The organism is Rhodoblastus acidophilus (genome assembly GCF_900187365.1).
GTDB classification, from domain to species: Bacteria; Pseudomonadota; Alphaproteobacteria; order Rhizobiales; family Beijerinckiaceae; genus Rhodoblastus; species Rhodoblastus acidophilus.
In genome coordinates this window covers 1,102,797-1,127,290 of sequence record NZ_FYDG01000001.1, presented here as the reverse complement: position 1 = coordinate 1,127,290, position 24,494 = coordinate 1,102,797, and the positions used below count along the sequence as shown (strand labels likewise).

Sequence of the window (24,494 nt, the reverse complement as noted above, 5' to 3'; positions counted from 1 at the left end):
GATTTCGGTTTATCGGAGGCGATTCATGCGCATGCTTTCCCTGGTCTTCGCCCCGCGCCACTGGCCGCTGCTGTTCAGCGCCGGCGGTTTCGCGTGGTGTCTGGCCTTCATGGCGTTGCATCCGGGCGAACACGACTGGCTGGCGATTCCGCTGGTTCTCTGCGGGCTTCTCACCACGATCGGCCTCGGCGACCTGATCCAGAAGCCGCATGCGGTGCTGCGCAATTATCCGATCCTCGCGCATCTGCGCTTCCTCATCGAGGAAATCCGGCCGGAAATCCGGCAATATCTGTTCGAGAGCGAGACCGACGGCGCGCCGTTTTCGCGCGACCGCCGCGCCCTGGTGTATCAGCGCGCAAAAATGCAGCTCGACAAACGGCCGTTCGGCACGCAGCTCGCGCCCTATGCCGATGGCTATGAATGGCTGCTGCATTCCTTCGCGCCGCGCCCGCCGGCCGATCCGGATTTTCGCGTGACGGTTGGCGGGCCCGGTTGCGCGCAGCCTTATTCGGCCTCGGTGTTCAACATTTCCGCCATGAGTTTCGGCGCGCTCAGCGCCAATGCCATCCGGGCGCTGAACGGCGGCGCCAAGCGCGGCGGCTTCGCGCACGACACCGGCGAGGGGTCCTTGTCGCCCCATCATGAGGCGCAGGGCGGCGACGTGATCTGGGAGATCGGCTCCGGCTATTTCGGCTGCCGCACGCTCGACGGCAAGTTTTCGCCGGAAAAATTCGCGGAGATCGCCCGCAAAGACCAGATCAAGATGATCGAAATCAAGCTGAGCCAGGGGGCGAAGCCCGGCCACGGCGGCGTTCTGCCGGCGGCCAAGGTCACGCCGGAGATCGCCGCCATTCGCGGCGTGCCGCTTGGCGAGGATTGCGTGTCGCCGGCCGCGCATAGCGCGTTCTCAACGCCGCTGGAGCTGCTCGCCTTCGCGAAAAACCTGCGCGATCTTTCCGGAGGCAAGCCGGTCGGCGTCAAATTCTGTCTTGGGCGGCCCGGCGAATTCCTGGCCCTGGTCAAGGCCATGGCGCAGACAGGCGTCACGCTGGACTTCATTGTGGTGGACGGAAAAGAGGGCGGCACCGGCGCGGCGCCCGGGGAATTCATGGACCATTTGGGCACGCCGATGCGCGAGGGGCTGAATTTCGTCCATAACGCGCTGGTCGGCGCCGGCTTGCGCGATAAAATCCGGCTGGGCTGTTCGGGCAAGATCACCACGGCCTTCGACATCGCCCGCGCCATGGCGCTCGGGGCGGACTGGTGCAACGCCGCGCGCGGGTTCATGTTTTCGGTCGGCTGCATCCAGTCGCTGGCCTGCCACACCGACGCCTGCCCGACCGGCGTCGCCACCCAGGACCCGTGGCGCGGCCGCGCCCTGGTGGTGACCGACAAGATCACCCGCGTCGCCAATTATCACCGCGCGACGCTGCATTGCCTGGCCGAACTGTTGGCGGCGTCGGGCCTCGACCATCCCGGCGAGTTTTCGCTCGATCAGTTCCGGCGGAGGGTGTCGGAGACCAATGTGGCGAGTTTCGCCGATCTCTATCCGGCGTTGGAGCCGGGCGAATTGTTGCGCGGCGCGCGCGACCCCAATTTGCGCCTGCTGTGGGAGCGCGCCGACCCGCAAAGTTTTGCGGCGTCGCGGGGCTGACGGGGAGAGGTTCCCAACGTGCGCGCGATCAAGCCGCGCGCAAGTTTCCCCAGTGATGTGCGCGCGATCAAGCCGCGCGCACATTCGCCAAAAATGAATCCACCTCTTTGCGCAGCCGGCCGGACTGTTTCAGCAGGGTCTGCGCCGAGGCCAGCATTTGCGTCGAGGCGGCGGAGGAGCTTTGCGCCGCGTTCAGCACCCCGCCGATGTTCTCGGCCACCGCGCGCGCGCCCTTGGAGGCCTGTTGCACGTTGCGGGCGATTTCCGCGGTCGCCTCGCCCTGTTGCGACACGGCGGCGGCGATGGTCTGGGCGACGCGGTTGGTCTCCTCGGTCGTGCGCACGATGCCCGAAATGTTCTGCGCCGCGCGCTGCGCCGTCGCCTGGATTTCGTCGATCTGCCCGGCGATCTCGGCGGCGCCGCGGCTGGTCTGCTCGGCCAGCGATTTCACCTCCTGCGCGACGACCGCGAACCCGCGTCCCGCCTCGCCGGCGCGCGCGGCTTCGATGGTGGCGTTGAGCGCCAGCATGTTGGTCTGCCCGGCGATGTCCAAGATCAGGCTGACGATGCCGCCGATCTTTTCGGCGGCGGCGGCGAGGTCGCGCATCTGGGCGTCGGTTTTTTCCGCCTGCGCGGCGGATTCGCCGGCGATCTGCCGCGACTGGTCGACCTGGCCGTTGATCTCCTGCACCGAATAGGTGAGCTGTTCGGTGGCCGAGGCCACCGAGCTGATATTGGTGGATGAGCTTTCCGAAGCTTGCGCCACCGTGCGCGCCTGGCTGGCGGTCTCCACGGCGGATTCGCTCATCATGCGCGCCGTGCCCTGGAATTCCGCGGCGGCGTTGGCGACCTCGGCGACGATGGCGTTGACGCTGCGATCGAACGCCTCGGCCATTTCTTGCGCATGGGCGCGGCGTTCGTCGCAGGCGCGGGCCGCGCTGGCGGCGGCCTCGGCTTCGAGCTTGCGGGTCTGGAGCATGTGGGCCTTGAACACGGCGAGCGCGCGGGTCAGGGCGCCGACCTCGTCCTTGCGGCCGTCGTCCTGGATTTCGACGTCCAGATCGCCCTTGGACAGCCGCGTCACCGCCCCGGCCGCGCGGCCGAGCGGGCGCGAGACGCCGCCGATCAGGCTGACCGAAGCGAGAACGCCAAGGACGGCGCCGAGCAAAAGCGCGAGGGTCAGGCTCCATTGCGCCGAACGGAACGAGGCCTCCGCGGCCGAGACGGTTTTCGCCGCCTCGCCATTGGTGAATTCGGACGCCCTGTCGATCGCCTCGCGAATCTTCGAGCGCAACGGCGCCAGATATCCGCGATAGACCTGCGTGGCGGCGGCGACGTCGCCGGCGACGGCCAGATCGCGCAATTCGCTTTCATGCGCGCGCATCTCGCGCCAGGCCTCGAAAAAGCGCTTCATCTGCGCCTCTTCGTCGGTGGCTGGCTTAATGAGCGGCTTGTAGGCGTCATAGGCTTGCTCGACCGCCTGCACGGCGGCTTCCAGCGCGGCCTTGGCCTCCGCTTCGCCGCTGCGCGTCGCCGCCGCCACCAGCAGGTCGGCCTGCGCGTTCATCAGACGGGCGATGCCGACGCGCACCTGCCCGAGTTTGCCCAGCGACGGCATGATATCGTCGCGAAGCGCTCCCGCATCCGCATCCATGGCGCGCATCTGCACGGCGGCGACGCCGCCAATAAGGGCGGCGATCAGAAACATGGCGGCGAGCGCCGAATTGATTTTGTGGCCAATTTTCAGGTCGCGCCAGAAATGCATCAGCGGGCTTCCCTCTGCAAAAGGTTTTCGCATTGTCAATGCTGAAATACAACTTCTACGGGAAATCTTAGCTGATGTTTAATGACGACGGTCAAATAAATTGCGGCGACTACGTAGCCTTGCGTCGCCCTGTCGGCGCCGGCCCGGTCGCGCGCGGCGTCACTTTTTGAGCAGATTGGCGATGCGCGCCGGCAGTTCAGGCTCGATCAGGGCGGCGCGCTGGGCTTCGAGTTTGCGCCGCGACCGGCCATAGACGAAATTGATCGTGGCGCGGCGGCGCAAACTGTGCAGGAGGATGGCGAGGATCAAAGCCGGCACGGCGGCGCCGCCCGCCAGCACCGCCACCAGGAAATCATGGGCGCGCCCCTGCATTTGCGACAACAGGCCGAATTTGGGGCCGAGCGCGTACAGGGCGACGCAACTTCCGGCCAAGCCGCATAATCCGTTGAGCACAAAGCCAAAACCGGCGTCGCGAAAGCCAAGATGCGCGAAATAGCCGAAAACCAGCCCGAATACGATGAGCATCAAGGCCAGCAGGTCGCGCTGGTCGCCATGCAGACCGTCATAGCCGAGCAGGTTGACCAGATGGTCGAAGCCGGGAATCGCGGACCTGCCGTCATAGGCTTGCGCCAGCGCGGGCAGGGCGCCCGCCGCGATCAGGACAGGCGCGACGAGCAGGGGCGGCAGGAAGGTGCGCAGGCGGGCCATGGGCGAAATCCTCGGGATTTTCACCACTCTAGGCCCGCGCGCTTGACAGTTGGTAAAACCCGGCGCCCCAGCGTCATCTTTTACATGTTGGGATAGTTCGGGCCGCCGCCGCCCTCCGGCGTCGTCCAGGTGATGTTTTGGGCGGGGTCTTTGATGTCGCAGGTTTTGCAATGCACGCAATTCTGGGCGTTGATGACGAAGCGCGGGTCGGATTTCGTCGCTTCGTCGCCGTAAACCACTTCATAGACGCCCGCCGGGCAATAAAGCCGGGCCGGTTCGCCATAAAGCGGCAGGTTCTTCTCCACGGGAATCGACGGATCGGCCAGTTTCAGATGCACCGGCTGATCTTCCTCGTGATTGGTGTTGGAGAGGAACACCGACGACAGCTTGTCGAACGACACCACGCCGTCCGGCTTGGGATAGACGATCGGCTCGACCTCGCTCAGCGGCTTCAGCGTGGCGTGGTCCGGCTTGCCATGGCCGAGCGTGCCGAACAGGCTGAATCCCAGCGTATTGGTCCACATGTCCACGCCGCCGAGCGTCACGCCGAGCAGGGTGCCGTATTTCGACCACAGCGGCTTGACGTTGCGCACCTTCTTCAAATCCTGGCCGATCGGGCCGTCGCGCCAGCCGTTCTCGTAGGCCGACAATTCATCATGGCCGCGGCCGGCCGCCAGGGCCTCCGCCGCCGCTTCCGCCGCCTCAATGCCGGACAGCACGGCGTTGTGCGACCCCTTGATGCGGGGGACGTTGATGAAGCCGGCGGCGCAGCCGACCAGGGCGCCGCCGGGGAAGGTCAGCTTGGGCGCGGATTGCCAGCCGCCCTCGTTGATGACGCGGGCGCCATAGGAAATGCGCTTGCCGCCGACGAATGTGTCGCGGAACAGCGGATGCTGCTTCAACCGCTGGAATTCGTCGAACGGCGACAGCGTCGGATTCTTGTAGTTGAGGTGGAGGACGAAGCCGACGACGACCTGATTGTCCTCGAAATGATACAGGAAGGAGCCGCCGCCGGTGTGATTGTCGAGCGGCCAGCCAAACGTGTGCTGCACCAGGCCCGGCTTGTGCTTGGCGGGGTCGATCTGCCACAGCTCCTTCATGCCAATGCCGAATTTCTGCGGTTCGCGGCCCTCGGCCAGCCCGTAGCGGGCGATGATCTGTTTCGACAGCGAGCCGCGCGCGCCCTCGGCGAACAAAGTGTACTTGCCCCGCAACTCCATGCCGCGCGTAAAAGAGTCCTTGGGCTTGCCGTCGCGGCCGACGCCCATGTCGCCGGTGGCGACGCCGAGCACTTCGCCCTGGTCGCCGTACAGCACTTCGGCGGCGGCGAAGCCGGGATAGATTTCGACGCCCAGCTCCTCGGCCTTGGCGGCCATGTAGCGGCAGAGATTGCCGAGCGAGCCGACGAAATTGCCGTGATTGTTCAGCATCGGCGGCATCATCACATTCGGCAGCTTCACGCTCTTGGCTTCGCCGATCACATAGAAATGGTCATCGCTGACCTCAGTCTTGAGCGGACGCGCCGGATCTTCGCGCCAGTCCGGCAGCAGCTTGTCGATGCCGATCGGGTCGATCACGGCGCCGGAGAGGATGTGCGCGCCGATTTCCGAACCCTTTTCCACCACCACCACGGTGAAATCCGGGTTGATCTGCTTCAGCCTGATCGCGGCGGCCAGCCCCGACGGGCCGCCGCCGACGACCACGACGTCATAATCCATGGATTCGCGAGGTTCGAGTTCGCTCATTCTTCTTCTCCCTGCCTTTGGTAATGTCTTAGCGGTTCGCGCGCTTCTGTCCACTGGGCCAAAAGTCGTCGCGCGTTTTTTCTCGCAGCCGCGAAATGGACGCCGGCCCGCCCAGGGTTTAGGAAACGGTCATGATCGACTTGACGGCGCTCGACCGGGACGGCGCGGCGGCCTTGCTGCGTTTCTATCGCGACATTGGCGTGGACACGCTGGTGGCGGAAACCCCGTTCGATCGGTTCGCACAGTCCGAGGCCGAGAGGGTTTCGCCGCGCGAGGCGCTGGCGTTTGACGAAGTTTTTGCGCCGCCCGCGCCTCCGCCCGCCGCCCGTCAGCCGGCGCCGCGCCCGCCCACGGAAAGAAAGCCGGCGTTGAACAAGGCGTCCGCGCCGGTCGCGCCTGCGCCCGCCGCCAGGCCCGCGGCGGCGATGAGCCACGACGCCGCGACGGCCAGCGCCCGCGAGCAGGCCGCCGGCGCGCGGACGCTCGACGAATTGCGCGAGCGCCTCGCCGCCTTCGACGGCTGCGCCTTAAAAGTGTCGGCGACCCAGCTGGTGTTCGCCGATGGCGCGCCGGATGCGCGGATCATGATCATTGGCGAAGGCCCCGGCGCCGACGAGGACCGCATCGGCCGGCCCTTCGTCGGGCGCGCCGGGCAATTGCTCGATAAAATGCTCGCCGCCATCGGCCTCGACCGCACCAAAGTCTATATCGCCAATGTCGCGCCGTGGCGTCCGCCGGGCAATCGCACGCCCACGCCGCAGGAGCTGGCCCTGTGCCTGCCCTTCGTCCAGCGACAGATCGAACTGGTCTCGCCCGACTTTCTCGTGCTGCTCGGCGCCTCCGCCGCGCAGACCTTGCTCGGCGAGAAGGAGGGCATCATGCGGATGCGCGGCCATTGGCGCGACTATCTGTGCGAAAACCGGACGATTCGCGCCTTGCCCATGCTGCACCCCGCCTATCTGCTGCGCGCGCCGCTGGCCAAGGCGCAGGCCTGGCGCGATTTGCGCGCGTTAAAGAAAGCCATCGACCATGCCGGCGTCGTTTGACATCGAGCGCGAGCTGATCGCGCAGGGGCTGTGGCCGATCGCCGGCGTGGACGAGGTGGGACGCGGGCCGTTGGCGGGGCCGGTGTGCGTCGCGGCGGTGATTCTCGACCGCGACAACCTGCCGCAAGGTCTGGACGATTCGAAAAAGCTGACGGCGCGGCGCCGCGCGGCGCTCGCCGAGGAGATCTACGCCTCGGCGCTGGCGATTTCCGTGGTCATGGCGCCGGCGGCGGAGGTGGATGCGCTGAACATCCGGGGCGCGACGCTGGCGGCCATGGCGCGCGCCGCCGCCGCGCTGAATCTGCGTCCCGCCTTCGCGCTGATCGACGGCCGCGATGCGCCGCCGCTGGTCTGTCCGGCGCGGGCCGTGATCAATGGCGACGCTTTGTCGATGTCGATCGCCGCCGCCTCCATCGTCGCCAAAGTGGCGCGCGATCGGCTGATGACGCGATTGGACCGGCTTTACCCCGTTTATGGCTTCGCCGGCCACGCCGGTTACGGAACGCCCGCGCATCTGGCCGCCTTGCGCCAGCATGGGCCGTGTCCCGAGCATCGCCGCTCTTTTGCGCCGGTGCGCGCGCTGGTCGCCGGCTGAAGCCGTTGCGCGCCAATTCCGCGCCGCACGCTCCTTCCCATACGTAACCATAAGACCCTGTTAAGGTTTCCGTGCGGAAACGGGACAGGTCAGCCGCCTGTTTTTAAACTCTGTCTTTACCCTGGCGGCGCTAGGTTGGCTTTGTCAGTCAGTCGCGTTCAGGTTCGAGTTCATGAGTATCCAACGCGCCGGGGCGGCCGGCTTAAGAGTCCAGAAACTGGTTTCGCGTACTGGACTCAAGCCGGTTCGCCGCCCGGGCGCGTTGGGAGCGCCCGCACCGCTCGATCAGATCCTGATCGGCGATTGTATCGATAGCCTCAATAGCTTGCCCGAAGCCAGCGTCGATCTGGTGTTCGCCGATCCGCCGTATAATCTTCAGCTCGAAGGCGGCCTGACCCGGCCCGACCAGAGCGAAGTCGATGCGGTGGACGACGATTGGGACAAGTTCGCCTCCTTCGCCGATTACGACCGCTTCACCCGCGACTGGCTCGCCGCCGCGCGCCGGGCGATGAAGCCGGACGCCACTTTATTCGTGATCGGCTCTTATCACAACATCTTCCGCGTCGGCGCGATCCTGCAGGATCTCGGCTTCTGGATCCTCAACGACATCGTCTGGCGCAAAGCCAATCCGATGCCGAATTTCCGCGGGCGACGCTTCACCAACGCCCACGAGACGCTGATCTGGGCGAGCCGGAGCGCCAAGGCCAAGGGCTACACTTTCAATTACGAGGCGCTGAAGGCCGGCAACGAGGATTGCCAGCCGCGCTCCGACTGGTTCTTCCCGCTCTGCACCGGCGCGGAACGGCTCAAGGATGAAAACGGCCGCAAGGTCCATCCGACGCAGAAGCCGGAAGCCCTGCTGGCGCGCGTGATCATGTCCGCGTCCAAGCCGGGCGATGTGGTGCTCGATCCCTTCTTCGGCACCGGCACGACCGGCGCGGTGGCCAAGAAACTGGGCCGCCATTTCATCGGTTGCGAGCGCGATCCCGCTTATATCGAAGCCGCGCAAAAACGAATCGCCGCCGTCGAACCGCTGCCGGAAGGCGCCTGTCTCACGCCGGTCGCCAAACGCCAGGAAAAACGCGTCGCCTTCGCCAGCCTGATCGAGGCCGGGATGATCGCGGCCGGCGCCGAACTGTTCGACGACAAAAAGCGCTGGCGGGTGGTGGTGCGGGCCGATGGCGCGCTGGCGCTCGGCGACATCGTCGGGTCGATCCACAAGCTCGGCGCGCTGGTCCAGGGTCTGCCCGCTTGCAATGGCTGGACGTTCTGGCGCTGCATGGACAAGGGCGGCGAAATCTCCATCGACGAGCTGCGCGCCCGCTACCGCGCGACGGCGTCTGAGGAAGAGTGACGGCGAAACTCGTCGCACAGCAGGCCCATGCCAAGCAGGTTGACGGCGACGCCATCGACTTTCAGCGCCCCGCGCGACAAGCCTTCAACCTGAAAGCCAAATTTCTCATAAAGCCTGCGCGCGGCGAGATTGTCGTCACGCACCTGAAGGTCGATGCGTTCAAGGCCCTCGGCGAAAGCGAGAGTGAGCGCCTCTGTCATCAGCGCGGCGCCAAGCCCCCGCCTGCGCCACGCCTTGGCGACGGCCATCGCGAGGCCGCCGGAGTGTTTCCGCGATTCCGCTGTGAACCGCTGGATTTCGCAACACCCCACCATCTCCGCGCCGACATGGGCGCCGACGAAAACGCCGCCTGTTCCGATCGATCGGCTTATGGAGTCGCGAAAACGATCGATTGGCGGCGGCGTGAGGGTCGCAAGAAAAACGCGTTCGGCCACAACCTCAGACAGCAAGCTGTGAAACCCGTCGATCTGATCGGCGCGAAGCCGTTCGATGCGCCAATTCATGATGGAAATTCCGCCTTAAGAAAGTCTTAACCATATCGTTCCCAATTAGGATGCAAACGTCAATCTCCTGAGCTCATGACCTATCTGCACCCGCCGCCCGGCGACGTCCCGGTGATCGTCACCAAGGATGTCGGCGGTTACGTCAACGAATATGCTGAAATGACCCGGCTTTACGCCGAGACGGGGCGGGAGGTGCGGCTGCACGAATGCCGCTCCGCCTGCACGCTCGCGCTGAGCCTGCCCAACGTCTGCGTCTATCCGGACAGCCTGCTGAAATTCCACAAGGCGTATAACCCGCTGACCAAGGTCGCCAATGACGAGGTCTCCGACCAGTTGATGGCCTCCTATCCCGCGGCGGTGCGCGAACGCCTGGGCGACCTGACCCGCGACTACAAGGTGCTGACCGGCTCCGAACTGATTCGCCTGGGGATTCGCGATTGCACCCGCCCGTCCGGCCCGGCTTACGCGGTGGCGCGGGCCAAGCCGAAACCCGCGGCGCCCGAACCGGGTTTCTTGGGCCAGCTCGCGGAAACGTTTTCCCCCGCCGAGGCGGCGACGGCCACCCAGGTTCAGCCGCAGCGCGTGCAGGTCGCCGCTGTGCGCCTCAACCCGCCAAAGCCGCCGGAGACCGCGCCTGCCGCGCCATCTTCCGTCGCGCCGCCGCCCGCGCCGCCGCCCGCGCCGTCCGCGCCTGCTGCGCCGACCCCGACTCTTGCGCCCGATGCGCCGCTGCCGCCGCCGCGTCCCGCCGATCTCACGCAAGAGCCGCCGCCGATTCCGACGCCGGTTCCCCGGCCGGACGCTGTCGCGCCGCCGGCCGCGCCGGCGAAGGTCAGCGCCTGGGGCCAGCGCATGGCCGGCTCCGCGCCGATTTTGCCGACAGCGCGATTCTCGCCCCTGCCGTACCGGCTGGTTCGCAAGGGTTAACGGCGCAATCCGGCGCTCTCACCGGCGCCGGAAAAAGCCGGTTAACTGCGGCGGCCCGTCCGTCTCCACCAATTCTCGCATGTGCAAATCTTCGAGATGGGCGAGGGTGGACAAAGCGGCGGCGCCTTTGAGCCGGGAGTCGAGCTTTTCGTAAACTTTTTCGACAATGTCGGGGATCGAGCGCGGCCCCGCTTCGAGCGCGGCCAGAATGGAAACCTCGCGCGCGCGCCGGTGATGCAGCACCGCCCGGACGAATCGCTGCGGCTGGCTCACCGGCCCGCCATGCCCCGGCCAGTAAATCGCATGGTCGGCGTCGCGCAGCCGCGCCAGCGATTCGAGATAGGGCCGCATGGCCCCGTCGGGCGGGGCGACGATGGAGGTGGACCAGCCCATGATGTGGTCGCCGGTGAACAGGGCGTTTTCCTCGACCAGTTCGAAACAGACATGATTCATGGTGTGGCCGGGCGTCGCCCAGGCCTTGATCGTGTAGCCCGGCCCGGCGATGATTTCGCCGTCCGCCAGCGCGCGGTCGGGCGCGTAATCCGTGTCGTTGGAGGCGTCGAGCTTGTTGGCCTCGCCCAGCGCCAGATCCCGCGCGGGAAAATGCGGCGGACAGCCGAGAATTTCCGCGCCGGTGGCCCGTTGCAACACGCGCGCGGCGGGCGAATGGTCGCGATGGGTGTGGGTGACCAGGATTTTGGCGATGCGCTCGCCGGCCAGTCCGTTCAGCAGCGCGTCGAGATGCGCCGGCGCATCCGGGCCGGGGTCGATGACGCAGACCTCGCCCGCGCCGACGACATAGACGCAGGTGCCGGTAAAAGTGAACGGGCCGGGATTGGGCGCCACCAGCCGGCGCACCAGCGGCGAAACGCGCTGCATCTCGCCAGCCGGAGCTTCAAAACTCAGGTCGAAGCGCGGGTCTTCGCCATTTCGCTGATCGGTCATGCCGGTACTTTGCGACGCGGCCCCAGCAAAACCAAGCGTTAATTCACGCGGGTCGCGGTCCAGCGTCCGCCGCAATAATCGGCGCTGGCCGACCAGGCGCCGGAGGCGCTGGCGCCCTTCACCGAACCATTGGCGCGCAAGGCGCGCTCGCCCTGCGAAAAACGCCCCACCACCATATTGCCGGCGTCGATATAGCCCCAGGTCTCGACGCCTCCGGCGCTGACGCCGACGATTTTTGCGTCCTTCACCGTCACGACCACATCGGCCGCAGGCGCGCAATTGCCCACCGTGGTCTGAACGGCGACGCGCCACTGCCCGTCATAGGCTTTGGAGGCGAGGCCGCCATCCTGCGCCATGGCGGCGAGGGGAACAAGGAAAAGCAAGGGAAGTCCGCGGACAGCGCGCATGGAGAACCTCCAATGTCGGTATTGTCCGCATCGCTGCCATGTTTTCGCCCGATTGCAAAGGGCGAAAGCGCAAGCGGCGCCGTTTTTCGCGGCGCCGCAGCAAAATGGTCACGAGGGTCAGGCGACCTCGAGCGCCGCCGTCAGCTGCGCCAGCACATCGCTGCCGACGAACACGAAATCCGCGACGCCCGCTTCGCGCAGAGCCGCCTCCAGTTCGCCCGGACGTCCCGCGAAATAGACGATGGCCCCGGCCGCCTTCAGCGCCTTGACCGCCGCGACGCCGTGCTCGGCGTAGAGCGCGTCCGAGGAGCACAGCACCGCGAGTTTCGCGCCGGACGCCTTGAACCCCGCCGCCAGGGCGGCCGGATCGGCGAAGCCGTCGTTGGACGGGGCCTGGACGCCGCCGGCCTCGAAGAAATTCTTCGCGAAAGTGGCGCGGGCGGTGAAGGCGGCGATCGGCCCGAGATTCGCCAGGAAGACTTTTGGTCGCGCGGCGAAAGTTTCGGCCTTGTCGCGCAGGGCCTCGAACGGCGCGGCCACGCGCTGCGGCGCGAGGCCCTTGGCGGGGGCGGCGGCCGGGGCGGGCGTCAGCACGGTCACGGGCTTTTCGTTGATGTCGGGGAATTCGCTGGCGCCGGTGAGCGGCTCCTTGCGCCGCGCCGCCGCCTTGGCGCGCTCGGCCGCGACTTTGGCGATCTCGCCGCCGATCAGGCCGCTGGCCAGGGCCTTGGCGAGGCCGCCGGCCTTTTCAATGTCCTGGAACAGGGCGTAGCCGCGCTCGACCAGCGAGTCGGTGAGGGCTTCGACGCCGCCGGAGCCGGCCGCCGGATCCGCCACCTTGCCGAGATTGGATTCCTCCAGCAGCACCAGCTGCGTATTGCGGGCGATGCGGCGGGCGAAGGCGTCGGGCAGGCCGAGCGCCTGGGTGAAGGGCAGCACGGAAATGCTGTCGGCGCCGCCAAGCCCGGCGGAAAACACCGCCACGGTGGCGCGCAACAGGTTCACCCAGGGGTCGCGGCGGGTCATCATGCGCCACGCCGTTTCGCCATGCACGCGGATCGGGCGCGGCGTTAGGCCGCAGGCCTGTTCGACATGCGCCCACAACCGGCGCAGGGCGCGGAACTTGGCCAGCGTCAGGAATTCGTCGGCGTCGGCGGCGAGGCGGAAGTCGATCTTCTCGCGCGCCTGCTCCAGCGGGATGCCGCCGGCCTCCAGCGCGCGCAAATAAGCCACGCCCGCCGCGAGGGCGAAGGCCAGCTCCTGCGCCGGCGAGGCGCCGGCCGCATGGGCGATGCGGCCGTCGGCCGCGACGATTCCGGCAAAACCCTTGTCGGACAGGGCCTTGGCCTTGGCGGCCAGCGCCGCGCCCGCCTTCGCCCAGTCCAGCGTCGCGCCGGACAGCGCCGCCGCGCCGAGCGGATCGAGGCCGAGCGAAAGGTCGAGTTTCTTCACATCATAGCTGGCGACGGCGGCTTCGACCGCCGCGACGCAGGCGTCGGCATCGCCGGGAAGGTCGAACACCAGCCGCAGGCCGGCGTCGAGCTGCACGTTCTGCAGGGCCGGGGCCAGCGCGGCGGCGTCCTTGAGGCCGAAGCCATGGGCGCTCGCCGAGCCGGCGAACACGACATGCAGGCCGTTGGCGCCGTTTTCGAGATCGGTCAACGCCAGCTTGTTGGCCTCGGCGCCTTCGGGGTGATCGACGCGGGCGGTCACCGCCCAGTCGCCGGCGCTGCGAAACGCGCGCGGCTTGCCGCTGGCGCGGGCGTAGAGTGGCTGAATGTCGAAGCCGTCATAGGTCTTGGAAATCAATCTTGCGAACGGCGCGCCTTTCAGCGCGGTTTCGACCTTCTGACGCCATTTCTCCTCAGTGGCGGTGGCGAACACATCGGCGAAGGGCGTGGCGGTTTCGGTCGCTGCCATTGGAAGTCTCCTCGAATTTGTTGCCCTTTTGCCACGTCGCGATGAAACGCGCCAGCTTGTCCTTTGGCCAAGATCATCCTGGGTTGACCTTGGGGTTGACCGTTGCCGCAGATCATTTGTCGCCCATGGTCAGAAGCTCAGTACTATTACGCTGGCGCGCAGGTCGCGCTGCCGCCGTTGCGGGTGACGGGAAACCCTGTCCCATGAACGTCGTGGTCAATTTCGAGGCGCTGCATTCGCTGGGGCGGGCCGGGTTCGCCTATTATGTCAATCCCAACGCCGACGAGATGATTTATCGCGCCTCATTCCAGTTCAACTTCGGTTCTTGAGCGCGAACGCGCGTCAAACCCACGGCGCGGTTAACGAATATTAAGCTTTTTCGCGCTGTAACCTGGGGGAACATTTCGGCGGGAGCGTCCCATTCTCGCCGTCTTTGTCCCCCACACCGGACGCGATTGAGCTTCGTTCGAAAAGACCTGCCGATGATTGCGCGCAAAACCCTCGCCAGCCTGTCCGTTCTCGGACTCGCGCTGGCCCCCGTCCTGTCGGGCTGCTCCACCGTGGGCATGGCCGAGGCCGGCTCCAATCTCGGCTCGAACATGCGCTCGGGCGTTTCGGGCGGCGTCTCCAATTTTGGCGGCCTGTTTTCCGGCGGCGCGGATGCGCCGGCCTATTCGACCCGGATTTTCATCGCCTCGACGCGCAAGGGCGGCAATCATTCCACCGAGCTGACGCCCGGCGCGGCCGCGCATTATTCGCAGGACATCATCACCGTGCCGGCCGGCCACGAGGCGGGCGACGTCGAGCGCCCCAACTGGGGCGCGGCCGACCCCAGCCGCCATATCGCGGTCGCCCGCCATTCGGCGTTGGAAGACGGCGAGTTCCGCAGCCAGCTCGCGGCGCAGATTTCCGGCCGCGTCGGCGTCGCCCGCGACGTGCTGGTCTATGTCCACGGTTTCAACACCTCGCTCGACGACGCGCGCTTCCGGCTGGCGCAGCTGGTGGTGGACGGCAATTTCACCGGCGTCCCCGTGCTGTTCACCTGGCCGTCCAAATCGGCGCTGCTCGCCTATGGCGCCGACAAGGAAAGCGCCACCGCCTCGCGCGACGCCTATCTCAAGCTGCTCAACGACATCGCGGCGACGCCGGGCCTCGGCCGCGTGCATATTCTCGCTCACAGCATGGGCACCTGGCTGACCATGGAGACCTTGCGCGAAGCGGCGCTGTCCGGCTCGCCCGATCTCAACGGCAAGCTCGGTCAGGTGTTGCTGGCGGCGCCGGACATCGACCTGTCCGTGTTCCAGCGCCAGATCGCCCGGCTCGACGCCTCGCGCGTCTCGGTGTTCGTCTCCAAGGGCGACCGCGCGCTGCAATTGTCTGCGGGCCTGCAAGGCGACCGCCGGCTCGGCGCGCTCGATCCCGGCTCGGAGAAAGATCGCGACCTGATCGAGCGCCTCGGCGTGCATGTCTATGACATTTCGGAATTTTCAAGCGGCCTGATCGGCCATGACAATTACGCCAACGCCCCGCAGGTGGTCAGTCAGATCGGCGCGACCCTGGCCAAGCCGGGCGCCGCCGACGAAGGACAGGCGGTGATCGACGCGGGCGCTGACCGCACCGTGCGGCCCCCGGCCAACGCCATCACCACGACGGATCTGCCGCCGCTGGCCGCGGCGACGCCTGTGGCGGCGGCTCCTGCGGCGCCGGAACCCGCGAAATAAGCCGGTCCGGCGGAGGCGCCGGGATCAAGCGTCCCGGTTCAACAACGCCTTGAGTTTTTCGCTTTCCTCATCGGACAGCGGCGCAGCCGGCGCGGCCTCCGTCTTCCGATTGCGGCTGTTGCGCCAGATGAAAAAGCCGCCCACGGCGAACAGGGCGAAGGGCGACAGCCACAAAGCCGCCGTGTCCCACTCGAACGGGGGCTTCAGCAGCACGAAATTGCCGTAGCGGTCGACCAGGAAACTCTTGATGTCCTGGTCGCTCTTGCCGGCCTTCAACTGCTCGCGCACCAGCGTGCGCAAGTCGCGGGCGAGCGACGCGTCGGAATCGTCGATCGACTGGTTCTGGCACACCAGGCAGCGCAATTCGGCGGAAATGTTGCGCGCGCGGGATTCCAGCTTGGGGTCCGGCAGGATTTCGTCGGGCTGCAGGGCGTGGGCGGGCAGGGCGAGGGCGGCTAGGGCCGCGACAGCCAACAGGGTCTTGCGCATAAATCACTCCGCCGCTTGCAGGTTGGCCGGAAGCTTGGCCCGCCGCGCCACGCCGACGCGCAGGCGGCGGTCGGCCAGCGACAGCGTTCCGCCCAAGGCCATCGCCAGCGCGCCCAGCCAGATCAGCGAAACCAGCGGCTTCCAGTACATGCGGGCGTCGAACGAGCCGTCCGGATTCTGTTCGGCCACGGCGACATAGATCTGCCCGAGGTTGAGCGTGACAATGCCGGCCTGCGATGTGGCCATCTGCCGCGTCCGGAAGAAGCGTTTGGACGGGTCGAAGGTCGCCACCGTCTTGCCGTCGCGCGCAATCGTCATATGCACGATCGCTTCGCGGTAGTTCGGGCCTTCGGCTGAATCCACCGAGGTCGCCTGCAGCGCGTAGGGGCCGACCTGATAGAGTTCGTTGGGCTGGATCCGGGTGATCTTTTCCACGCCCCAGCCGGTGGCGGCGAGGCCGAGCAGCGTGACGCCGAGGCCGGCGTGGGCCAGCGCCGCGCCCCAGGCCGACAGCGGCAGGCCGGCGAGGCGGGCCAGCGCGTTGGCGCTGCGCCGGACGCCTTGCGGGAACACGCGGCCCCAGATTTCGGCGAAGGCGGCGGTCATCAGATAGATGGCGACGCCTGCGCAGACCACGGAGACGACCGGACCGCCCTGCAGGGCGTAGAAGCCGAGCATGGCGACGAGGCCGAGCGCCGCAACGAGGAACAGCCGCTGCGCCGCGCCCAAAAGGTCGGCGCGTTTCCACGCCAGCAATTGCCCGAGCGGGGCCAGGATCAGGATGGGCGCGAACAGCGGGCCGAAGGTGAGATTGAAGAACGGCGCGCCCACGGTGATTTTCGAGCCGTTCCAAGCCTCCAGCGCCAGCGGATAGAGCGTGCCGATGAAAACGGCGGCGCAGGCGGCGGTCAGCAGCAGGTTGTTGACGACCAGAAAGCCCTCGCGGGAGATCGGCGCGAACAGGCCGCCGCCGGTCAGCGTCGGCGCGCGCAGCATGAACAGGAACAACGCCCCGCCAATGAACAGCACGAGAATGCCGAGGATGAACATGCCGCGCGTCGGGTCGCTGGCGAAGGAGTGCACGGAGGTCAGCACGCCCGAGCGCACCAGGAACGTGCCGAGCAGCGACAGCGAGAACGCGAGGATGGCGAGGAAAATCGTCCAGATTTTCAGCGCCTCGCGCTTTTCCATCACGCTGGCGGAGTGGAGCAGGGCGGTGCCCGCCAGCCAGGGCAGCAGCGAGGCGTTCTCAACCGGGTCCCAGAACCAGAACCCGCCCCAGCCCAGCGTGTAATAGGCCCAGTAGGAGCCCATGGCGATGCCGAGGGTGAGGAAAACCCAGGCGACGAGCGTCCACGGACGGATGAAGCGGGCGAAAGCCGCGTCGATGCGTCCGCCGATCAGCGCGCCGGCCGCCAGCGAGAACACGATGGAGAAGCCGACATAGCCGAGATAGAGCAGCGGTGGATGGATCGCGAGTCCGGGATCCTGCAGGATCGGGTTGAGGTCGTTGCCCTCGATCGGCGGCGTGGCGATGCGCGCGAACGGTTCGGAGGTCAGCAGGATGAACAGCAGGAAGGCGGCGCTGAGGCAGCCCTGCACAGAAATGGAATCGGCCAGCAGGCGCGGCGGGATCGCCCGCGAGAACGCCGCCATGGCCGCGCCGCACAGGGTGAGGATCAGGGCCCACAGCATCATGGAGCCTTCGTGATTGCCCCAGACGCCGGAGATTTTGTAGATCATCGGCTTGGTCGAATGGGAGTTTTCGACCACATTGACCAGCGAGAAATCGGAAACGACATGGGCGTAGGTGAGCGCGGCATAGGCCAGCGCCACCAGGGCGAATTGCGTCAGCGCCAGCGGGCGCGCCGTCGCCATCAGGCGGCCGTCATGGGCGCGGGCGCCCCAGAACGGCAGGATGATCTGCATCAGCGCCAGGGCCAGCGCCAGGGCGAGAGCGAAATGGCCGGTTTCGACAATCATTTGGACGCTCCGGCGGCGGTGGTCGCGGCGGTCGGCGTCGTTCCTTGCGCCGCGGGGCCGCCTTCCTGCCACACGCCCTGTTTCTTCAGCGCGTCGGCGACTTCGCGCGGCATGTAGCGCTCGTCATGCTTGGCGAGAATGGAATCGGCCTTGAACACGCCGGCCGTATCCAGCGCGCCCTCGGCCACCACGCCCTGGCCCTCCTTGAACAGGTCGGGCAGCAGGCCGGTATAGGTCACGGACACGTCGCCCTTGCCGTCGGTGACCTCGAACTTCACGCTCTTGCCTTCGAGATGGACCAGCGTGCCGGTCTTGACCAGACCGCCGATGCGCAGCCGCGTTCCCGGCCCGACATGCTTTTCCGCCAGCTCGCCCGGCCCATAGAAGAACACCACATTGTCGCGCAAGGCGAACAGGATGACGCCGACCGCGAGCGCCAGCACGCCGAGGGCCGAACCGATCAAAGTGAGTCGCTTCTGCTTGCGCGTCATTTGCCGTCCACTCCCAACTCGCGCGCCTGCGCGTCGATTTTCGCCAGCCCCCCCGCGTCCTGCGCCAGGGCTTTGCGGGCGTCGTCGAGCGCGGCTTTGGCTTTATCGTTTTCGTTTAATACTTTATAGGCGCGAATGAGGCGCGCCCATTCCTCGGCGGATCCGCCTTTTTCCGACAGGCGCTTGGCGAGGCCCTCGACCATGGCGTTGATCGTCTTCTGCTGCGCGTCCGACGGTTGCGCGACCTTCTGGGCGACCGGGCCTTTGGCGTCGAGTTCGGCGATCTGTTGGTCGACCGCGACGCGCGGCGGCGATCCCTCCGGCAGGTCGGCGGCCAGCGCCGACCAGATTTCGCGGGCGCGCTCGAATTCGCCCTTCTGCGCAGCGGCGGCGCCGACGAAATAGCGCACTTCCGGCGATTTCGGGGCCATCTGCAGGGCGCGGGCGATATGCGCCTCCGCCTGCGGCGTAAAGTCGCCATTGTTAGCGTTGGCCATGGCCTCGGCCAGCCGGATGTGACGCTCGGGCGTTTCCCCGAGCAGGCGCAGCGCCTCCTCGCGGGCGTGAACGGCCTTTGCGGCGTCGCCGAGCCGCTGCCATACCGGGGCCATCAGCTCCAGCGCCTTGCCGTCCTCGGGATGGGCGGCGATATGCGCCTCCATCTTGGCGACCGCGACCATGAAGTCGCCCTGGGCCGGCGCCGACTTGAGCCGCGCTTCCAGCGGCATGTCCGGCAGGTCGGGGTGGCCGACCTGCGTATAGAGGCCGACAGCGACCAGCGGCACGAAAACCAGCGCCAGCGCCGCCGCGATCTTGCGGTTGACCGGCGCGCCGGCGGCCGGCGTCTCCTGCGGGGCGGCGGCGATCAGGCGGCGCGCGGCCAGCGCTTTGGCGGCCTCCGCCTGATCGGGGTCGATGGCGCCGCGTTCGCGCTCGGCGTCGATCTCGTCGATCTGGGCGCGGTAGAAGGCGACGTCGGCGGCGTCCTCCGCGACTTTCGGGGCGGGTCGGGACAAGGGCCACAGGGCGCTGAACACGGCGACGCCCGTCAGCAGGGCGAAAACAATCCAGATCATGGCTTGGTTCTTATCCGTTTGCTCGGCCCAAAGGAAGGGGCAGCCGCCGCCCTCGCGCGCTTCAGCGTGCGCGGACGCAAAATGCGCGGCGATCTTTTCGGGCGAATCCGACCCGGCCGCCCCTTCGTCGCCCAGGCGCCTTGCCTTCCGGCCGCCGGCGGATCATCTTCGGAAAAACGCCGCAAGAGTCGCCTCATGTCCGTCGATCCGCAGAATGTCCCCGGCAAGGTCCTTGTCGGCAAGGCCGAGGATTTCATCTACCTGCTGCTGAAATATGGCAACCGCCACGGGCTGATCGCGGGCGCGACCGGCGGCGGCAAGACGGTGACGCTGCAGACCCTCGCCGAGGGCTTCGCCAATGCCGGAACCTGCGTCTTCGCCGCCGATGTGAAGGGCGATCTGTCGGGCGTCGCCATGCCGGGCGAGGAAAAACCCTTCATCGCCAAACGCGCGCGCGAGCTTGGCCTCGCCTGGGAGGAGAATCAGTTCCGCGCGGTGTTCTGGGACGTGTTCGGCGAAAAAGGCCATCCGGTGCGCGCCACCGTCTCCGAAATGGGGCCGCTGTTGCTGTCGCGCATTCTGGAGCTGAACGACGTGCAGGAGGGCGTGCTCAACATCGCCTTCCGCGTCGCCGACGAGCAGGGGCTGGCGCTGCTCGACCTCAAGGATCTCCGGGCCATTCTCGCCTATGTCTCGGATCAGGCGGCGGAGCTGCAGCCGCGCTACGGCAATGTGTCCGCCGCCAGCGTCGGCGCCATCCAGCGGCAATTGCTGGTGCTGGAGAATCAGGGGGCGGAAAAATTCTTCGGCGAGCCGGCGCTGGACATCACCGATCTGATCCAGCCCGACATCGACGGGCGCGGCTTCATTCATATTCTGAAAGCCGAAAAGCTGATCCTCAGCCCCAATCTCTACGCCACCTTCCTGTTCTGGCTGCTGTCGGAGCTGTTCGCCCGGCTGCCGGAGGTCGGCGATCTCGACAAGCCGAAACTGGTCTTCTTCTTCGACGAGGCGCATTTCCTGTTCGACGAGGCGCCCAAGCCGCTTTTGCGCGCCATCGAACAGCTTGTGCGGCTGATCCGCTCCAAGGGCGTGGGCGTCTATTTCGTCACGCAAAACCCGATCGACGTGCCCGATGTCGTGCTGGGACAGCTCGGCAACCGCGTCCAGCACGCATTGCGCGCCTTCACCCCGCGCGACCAGAAGGCGGTCAAGGTCGCCGCCGAAACCTTTCGGCGCAACCCGGCGCTCGACACGGAGGCGGCCATCACCAGCCTCAAGGTTGGCGAGGCGCTCGTCTCCATGCTCGACGAATCGGGGTCGCCGACCATGGTCGAGCAGGTCAGAATCGCGCCGCCGGCCACGCGCGTCGGCCCGATCACCGACGCCGAGCTGACGCAGGTGCAGGAGTCGAGCCCGCTCAAGGGCAAGTATGACACGGCCATCGACCGCGAATCCGCCTTTGAGATTCTGCAGGCGCGGGCGCAGGGCCGCGCCAGCGGCGCGCCGGTGGGAGCGCAGCAGGACGGCGGCCTTTTGTCGCACATCGGCTCGGGCCTGGGAGAGCTGTTCAAGCCGCAGGGGCGGCGCATGTCGCTCGGGCAGGCGGCGCTGCGTTCGGCGGCCACTTCGGCGGCGCGCGCCGTGGGCTCGGCCATCGCCAAGGAGATCGTACGCGGCATTACCGGCGTGATGAAGTAGTTCACGCGAAAATTACCAAAAATTCATGCTCCCGCCACAGCGAGGCAAGGAGCGACGCCCCATATTACAGAACGAAACGGCTTGGCCCATCTCCGCCAGTTCTGTCATGGAGCCCGAAACAATGTCGCTGCCTACCGATCAGAATTCCGCACTGACGCACGCCAAGCGGGCGAAGTCGCTGCGCGGAGTGCTGCTCGGCGCCGCCGCCGCAGCCTCGCTGGCCGTCTCGGCCGGCATGGTCCTGCCGCTCGCGGCCCGCGCCGAAGCGCCGGTCACGCAAGGAATGGCCGCCGTCGGCCCGGCGTCTTTCGCCGACATGGTCGATCGCGTGAAGGGCGCCGTGGTTTCGGTCAAGGTGACCACGATCGACAAGGCCGAGGCCGACATGGGCGAAGGCCCCAGCCTGCCTCCGGGCATGCCGCCGCTGTCGCCCGACGATCCGCTCTATCGCTTCTTCAAGCGCTTCGGCGGCCCGCATGGCGAGGCCCGCCCCCACAAGGGTCAGGCGCAAGGCTCCGGCTTCATCATTTCTTCCGACGGCTATGTCGTCACCAACAATCATGTCGTTGAGAACGCCACCGACGTTTCGGTGACGCTCGATGGCGGCAAGACGGTCTCAGCCAAGGTGATCGGCACCGACAAGAAGACCGATCTGGCCCTCTTGAAGATCAACGAGGCCGGAACCTACCCGTATGTGCAGTTTTCCGGCGAGACGCCCCGCGTCGGCGACTGGGTGATCGCGGTCGGCAATCCGTTCGGCCTCGGCGGCACCGTCACCGCTGGCATCGTCTCCGCCCGCGGCCGCGACATTGGCTCTGGCCCCTATGACGATTACCTGCAGATCGACGCGCCGGTGAACCGCGGCAATTCCGGCGGCCCGACCTTCAACACCAGAGGCGACGTGGTCGGCGTGAACACCGCGATCTTCTCGCCGTCGGGCGGCAGCGTCGGCATCGGTTTCGCCATCCCTTCGGAAGTCGCCAAGGACGTGGTGGCGGCGCTCAAGGACAAGGGCGCGGTGACGCGCGGCTATATCGGCGTGCAGATCCAGCCGGTCACCCAGGATATCGCCGACAGCCTCGGCCTGAAATCGACCAAGGGCGCGCTGGTGGCGCAGACCCAGCCGAACACGCCGGCGGGCAAGGCCGGCATCGCCTCGGGCGACGTCATCACCGCCGTCAATGGTGAGAAGGTCGACGGCCCGCGCGAACTGTCGCGCAAGATCGCCGCCCTTGGCCCGGACGCCACGGCGCAGCTGACCTATATCCATAACGGTTCGGAAAAGATCGCGGCCGTGAAGCTCGGCCAGTTGCCGGCCGAGAAGGAAGCGCGCCTCGATGCGCCCAAGGCGCGCGGCGGCCGCACCGAACTGGCCAAATTCGGCATGAGCCTCGCGCCCGCCGCCGATGTTCCCAACGCCGGCCGTGAGGGCGCGGCGGTGGCCGATCTCGATCCGGACGGCGTCGCGGCGCAAAAAGGCCTGCGCACCGGCGACGTGATCCTCGACGCCGGCGGCAAGCCGGTGACCGGCCCGGAAGACATCGTCGCCGCCCTCGACACCGCCCGCAAGGATGGCCGCAGCGCCGTGCTGCTGCGCGTCAAGACCGGCGACAACACGCATTTTCTCGCCCTGCCGACCAATCCGTCGTGAAGGGCTAGCAAGTCTCAGGACGCAATCAGCCGCGTCCACCTTCGGCAGGCCGGTATCCCCTCTCAACCGGCCTGCCGTTTTTTTTTGCCTCTGCTATAGTCGCGTCATGCGAATCCTAATTATTGAAGACGACGCACAGGCGGCGGCCTATCTGGTCAAGGCGTTTCGAGAAGCGGGGCACATGGCGGAATCGGCGGGCGACGGCGTGTCCGGCTACGCCCGCGCCGAAGCTGGCGGTTTCGACGTGCTGATCGTCGATCGGATGCTCCCCAAAATGGACGGCCTGACCGTGATCGGCGGCCTGCGCGAGCAGAAGATCGACACGCCCGTATTGATTCTGTCGGCGCTCGGCCAGGTGGACGACCGCGTCAAGGGGCTGCGCGCCGGCGGCGACGACTATCTCCCCAAACCCTATTCCTTCGCCGAACTGCTGGCCCGCGTCGAAATTCTGGCGCGGCGGCGTCCTGGCGGCGCGACGGAAGACGCGCTCTACCGCGTCGCCGATCTGGAAATGGACCGGCTCAAGCACAAGGTTTTTCGCGCCGGCAAGGAGATCGTGCTGCAGCCGCGCGAATTCCGCCTGCTGGAATATCTGATGCGCCACGCCGGACAGGTGGTGACGCGCACCATGCTGCTGGAAAATGTCTGGGACTATCATTTCGATCCGCAGACCAATGTGATCGACGTCCACATTTCCCGCCTGCGCGGCAAGATCGACAAGGGGTTCGAGCCGCCGCTGCTGCAGACGGTGCGCGGCGCCGGCTATTCCTTGCGCGAGGGGAATTTTTAGGGAAACGCGCGCTCCTCCACCACCCCGATCGCAAAACCGTCCCAGCCCTTGGCGCCGACGGTTTGCAGGGCGGTGGCCGTCCAGCGTTTTTCCTCGGCGGCGTAATCGAAGAAGCGCCGCGTTCCCTCGACGTCGGGACGCAGGTTCGTGGCGTCGAGAATCGCGCCCTTGCGCACGACATTGTCCACGATCACCGTCGCGCCGACCCGCGCCAGCTTCAGCGCCCAGTCGAGATAAGCGGCGTTGTTCTCCTTGTCGGCGTCGATGAAGACGAAATCGAAGCTGCGGCCTTCCGCCGCCAGCGCGGGCAGCAGGTCGAGCGCGGCGCCGACGCGCAGATCGACCTTGCCGGCCAAGCCCGCCGCCGCGAGATTGCTCCGGGCCACGTCCGCGTGGGCCGGCGCATATTCCAGCGTCACGACCTGACCGTCCTCGGGCAGGGCGCGGGCCAGCCAGATGGTGGAATAGCCGCCGAGGGTTCCGATCTCCAAAATGGTCTTGGCCCCGGTCGCGCGCGCCAGCACATGCAGGAACTTGCCCTGCGGCGGCGACACGTCGATCGAGGGCAGGCCGGCGGCCCGGTTGGCCGCCAGCGCGGCGTCGAGCGCCGGGTCGGGCGCGAGCAGGCGTTCGCCGATATACGCGTCCACCGCACCCCAGTCCGCTTCCGTCATGCGATCATCCTTTGAGGTCGCCTAGCGCCCGTCCTGTCCCGGTTCGGAGCGGATCTGGCGCGGGCGCGCCGGCTCCAGCAGCGGCCGCGCCGCCAGCAGCCAGGGCGCCCACATCATTTGCGCCGCCTGCGCCCAGAGCTTGACGGGATTGGCCGTCGCCAAGGCGTCGCCGAACGCCTGGAACGAGGGCGACGCGCGCAAGGTGATCGAAACTTCTTCCCAATCGCCCCGGGGCGATTGCTGATGGGTGACGTCGATGTCGAGTCCGTTCAGGCGTGCGCGCGCGATGGTGACATCGGCGCCGGGTTCCCGATAGGTCCGTTCAGGCATTGGCTTGGCCTCCAACCGT

At 66.9% G+C, this 24,494-nt stretch carries 23 protein-coding genes; 10 read left to right on the top strand and 13 right to left on the bottom strand.

Features of this window, described 5'->3' with window-relative positions:
* The first annotated feature begins 25 nt into the window (after window positions 1-25).
* The gene (locus CFB24_RS04805) at window positions 26-1,654 is read left to right on the top strand and encodes an FMN-binding glutamate synthase family protein (RefSeq protein ID WP_088519374.1); all 1,629 of its coding nucleotides are present in this window, start codon (window positions 26-28) and stop codon (window positions 1,652-1,654) included.
* 67 nt (window positions 1,655-1,721) lie between these two features.
* On the opposite strand, the gene CFB24_RS04800 is transcribed toward CFB24_RS04805, so the two are convergent.
* The 3 genes from CFB24_RS04800 to CFB24_RS04790 form a co-directional block, all read right to left on the bottom strand.
* Window positions 1,722-3,419 carry a methyl-accepting chemotaxis protein gene (locus CFB24_RS04800; RefSeq protein ID WP_158255198.1) on the bottom strand — a complete coding sequence of 566 codons (1,698 nt, stop codon included), beginning with the start codon at window positions 3,417-3,419 and terminating at the stop codon, window positions 1,722-1,724.
* A gap of 159 nt (window positions 3,420-3,578) precedes the next feature.
* A complete protein-coding gene (locus tag CFB24_RS04795; protein ID WP_088519372.1) occupies window positions 3,579-4,127 on the bottom strand; it encodes a hypothetical protein in 549 nt (182 codons plus the stop codon).
* A gap of 80 nt (window positions 4,128-4,207) precedes the next feature.
* Entirely contained in the window at window positions 4,208-5,872 is a 1,665-nt protein-coding gene (locus CFB24_RS04790) for an electron transfer flavoprotein-ubiquinone oxidoreductase (RefSeq protein WP_244593176.1), read from the bottom strand.
* 131 nt (window positions 5,873-6,003) lie between these two features.
* Between CFB24_RS04790 and CFB24_RS04785 the strand changes: the two genes are divergently transcribed.
* The 3 genes from CFB24_RS04785 (at window position 6,004) to CFB24_RS04775 (ending at window position 8,867) form a co-directional block, all read left to right on the top strand.
* Window positions 6,004-6,918: a uracil-DNA glycosylase gene (locus CFB24_RS04785; protein ID WP_088519371.1), complete on the top strand. Its 915-nt coding sequence runs from the start codon at window positions 6,004-6,006 to the stop codon at window positions 6,916-6,918.
* Window positions 6,902-7,513, top strand: a complete 612-nt coding sequence (locus tag CFB24_RS04780; RefSeq protein ID WP_088519370.1) for a ribonuclease HII — start codon at window positions 6,902-6,904, stop codon at window positions 7,511-7,513. The genes CFB24_RS04785 and CFB24_RS04780 overlap by 17 nt, the downstream gene beginning before the upstream one ends.
* A 172-nt stretch (window positions 7,514-7,685) precedes the next feature.
* Window positions 7,686-8,867: a site-specific DNA-methyltransferase gene (locus CFB24_RS04775; RefSeq protein WP_088519369.1), complete on the top strand. Its 1,182-nt coding sequence runs from the start codon at window positions 7,686-7,688 to the stop codon at window positions 8,865-8,867.
* On the opposite strand, the gene CFB24_RS24040 is transcribed toward CFB24_RS04775, so the two are convergent.
* Window positions 8,837-9,370, bottom strand: a complete 534-nt coding sequence (locus tag CFB24_RS24040) for a GNAT family N-acetyltransferase (RefSeq protein ID WP_088519368.1) — start codon at window positions 9,368-9,370, stop codon at window positions 8,837-8,839. The genes CFB24_RS04775 and CFB24_RS24040 overlap by 31 nt on opposite strands.
* A 75-nt stretch (window positions 9,371-9,445) precedes the next feature.
* Here CFB24_RS24040 and CFB24_RS04765 point away from each other — a divergent pair, with 75 nt between their 5' ends.
* Window positions 9,446-10,297, top strand: a complete 852-nt coding sequence (locus CFB24_RS04765; protein WP_088519367.1) for a hypothetical protein — start codon at window positions 9,446-9,448, stop codon at window positions 10,295-10,297.
* An 18-nt stretch (window positions 10,298-10,315) separates the two neighbouring features.
* On the opposite strand, the gene CFB24_RS04760 is transcribed toward CFB24_RS04765, so the two are convergent.
* The 3 genes from CFB24_RS04760 to CFB24_RS04750 form a co-directional block, all read right to left on the bottom strand.
* Window positions 10,316-11,242, bottom strand: coding sequence for an MBL fold metallo-hydrolase (locus tag CFB24_RS04760; RefSeq protein ID WP_088519366.1), 927 nt, complete (start codon window positions 11,240-11,242; stop codon window positions 10,316-10,318).
* A 38-nt stretch (window positions 11,243-11,280) separates the two neighbouring features.
* Window positions 11,281-11,649, bottom strand: coding sequence for a hypothetical protein (locus CFB24_RS04755; RefSeq protein ID WP_088519365.1), 369 nt, complete (start codon window positions 11,647-11,649; stop codon window positions 11,281-11,283).
* Window positions 11,650-11,766: 117 nt separating this feature from the next.
* Window positions 11,767-13,569: a methylmalonyl-CoA mutase subunit beta gene (locus CFB24_RS04750; protein WP_088519364.1), complete on the bottom strand. Its 1,803-nt coding sequence runs from the start codon at window positions 13,567-13,569 to the stop codon at window positions 11,767-11,769.
* 203 nt (window positions 13,570-13,772) lie between these two features.
* On the opposite strand from CFB24_RS04750, the gene CFB24_RS23905 reads away from it, so the two are divergent.
* Window positions 13,773-13,898: a hypothetical protein gene (locus CFB24_RS23905; RefSeq protein WP_275936869.1), complete on the top strand. Its 126-nt coding sequence runs from the start codon at window positions 13,773-13,775 to the stop codon at window positions 13,896-13,898.
* 153 nt (window positions 13,899-14,051) lie between these two features.
* Window positions 14,052-15,290: an alpha/beta hydrolase gene (locus CFB24_RS04745; RefSeq protein ID WP_088519363.1), complete on the top strand. Its 1,239-nt coding sequence runs from the start codon at window positions 14,052-14,054 to the stop codon at window positions 15,288-15,290.
* Between the two features lie 24 nt (window positions 15,291-15,314).
* On the opposite strand, the gene CFB24_RS04740 is transcribed toward CFB24_RS04745, so the two are convergent.
* From CFB24_RS04740 to ccmI, 4 genes are read right to left on the bottom strand one after another with little or no spacing between them, the layout of a single operon-like run.
* Window positions 15,315-15,779 carry a cytochrome c-type biogenesis protein gene (locus CFB24_RS04740; protein WP_088519362.1) on the bottom strand — a complete coding sequence of 155 codons (465 nt, stop codon included), beginning with the start codon at window positions 15,777-15,779 and terminating at the stop codon, window positions 15,315-15,317.
* Between the two features lie 3 nt (window positions 15,780-15,782).
* Window positions 15,783-17,762, bottom strand: a complete 1,980-nt coding sequence (locus CFB24_RS04735; RefSeq protein ID WP_088519361.1) for a heme lyase CcmF/NrfE family subunit — start codon at window positions 17,760-17,762, stop codon at window positions 15,783-15,785.
* Entirely contained in the window at window positions 17,759-18,253 is a 495-nt protein-coding gene (gene ccmE / locus CFB24_RS04730; protein ID WP_088519360.1) for a cytochrome c maturation protein CcmE, read from the bottom strand. Before ccmE ends, CFB24_RS04735 begins: the two co-directional genes overlap by 4 nt.
* On the bottom strand, window positions 18,250-19,329 hold the full coding sequence (ccmI, locus tag CFB24_RS04725) for a c-type cytochrome biogenesis protein CcmI (RefSeq protein WP_088519359.1): 1,080 nt from the start codon (window positions 19,327-19,329) through the stop codon (window positions 18,250-18,252). The genes ccmE and ccmI overlap by 4 nt, the downstream gene beginning before the upstream one ends.
* Window positions 19,330-19,524: 195 nt before the next feature.
* Between ccmI and CFB24_RS04720 the strand changes: the two genes are divergently transcribed.
* From CFB24_RS04720 to CFB24_RS04710, 3 genes are all read left to right on the top strand, one after another.
* The gene (locus tag CFB24_RS04720; RefSeq protein ID WP_088519546.1) at window positions 19,525-21,030 is read left to right on the top strand and encodes a helicase HerA-like domain-containing protein; all 1,506 of its coding nucleotides are present in this window, start codon (window positions 19,525-19,527) and stop codon (window positions 21,028-21,030) included.
* Between the two features lie 121 nt (window positions 21,031-21,151).
* The gene (locus CFB24_RS04715; RefSeq protein ID WP_088519545.1) at window positions 21,152-22,681 is read left to right on the top strand and encodes a Do family serine endopeptidase; all 1,530 of its coding nucleotides are present in this window, start codon (window positions 21,152-21,154) and stop codon (window positions 22,679-22,681) included.
* Window positions 22,682-22,787: 106 nt separating this feature from the next.
* A complete protein-coding gene (locus tag CFB24_RS04710; protein ID WP_088519358.1) occupies window positions 22,788-23,471 on the top strand; it encodes a response regulator transcription factor in 684 nt (227 codons plus the stop codon).
* On the opposite strand, the gene CFB24_RS04705 is transcribed toward CFB24_RS04710, so the two are convergent.
* Both CFB24_RS04705 and CFB24_RS04700 read right to left on the bottom strand, forming a co-directional pair.
* Window positions 23,468-24,145, bottom strand: coding sequence for an O-methyltransferase (locus tag CFB24_RS04705; RefSeq protein WP_088519357.1), 678 nt, complete (start codon window positions 24,143-24,145; stop codon window positions 23,468-23,470). The two genes, CFB24_RS04710 and CFB24_RS04705, sit on opposite strands and share 4 nt — an antisense overlap.
* A gap of 21 nt (window positions 24,146-24,166) precedes the next feature.
* Window positions 24,167-24,475, bottom strand: a complete 309-nt coding sequence (locus CFB24_RS04700; protein WP_088519356.1) for a glycoside hydrolase family protein — start codon at window positions 24,473-24,475, stop codon at window positions 24,167-24,169.
* Window positions 24,476-24,494 lie beyond the last annotated feature (19 nt).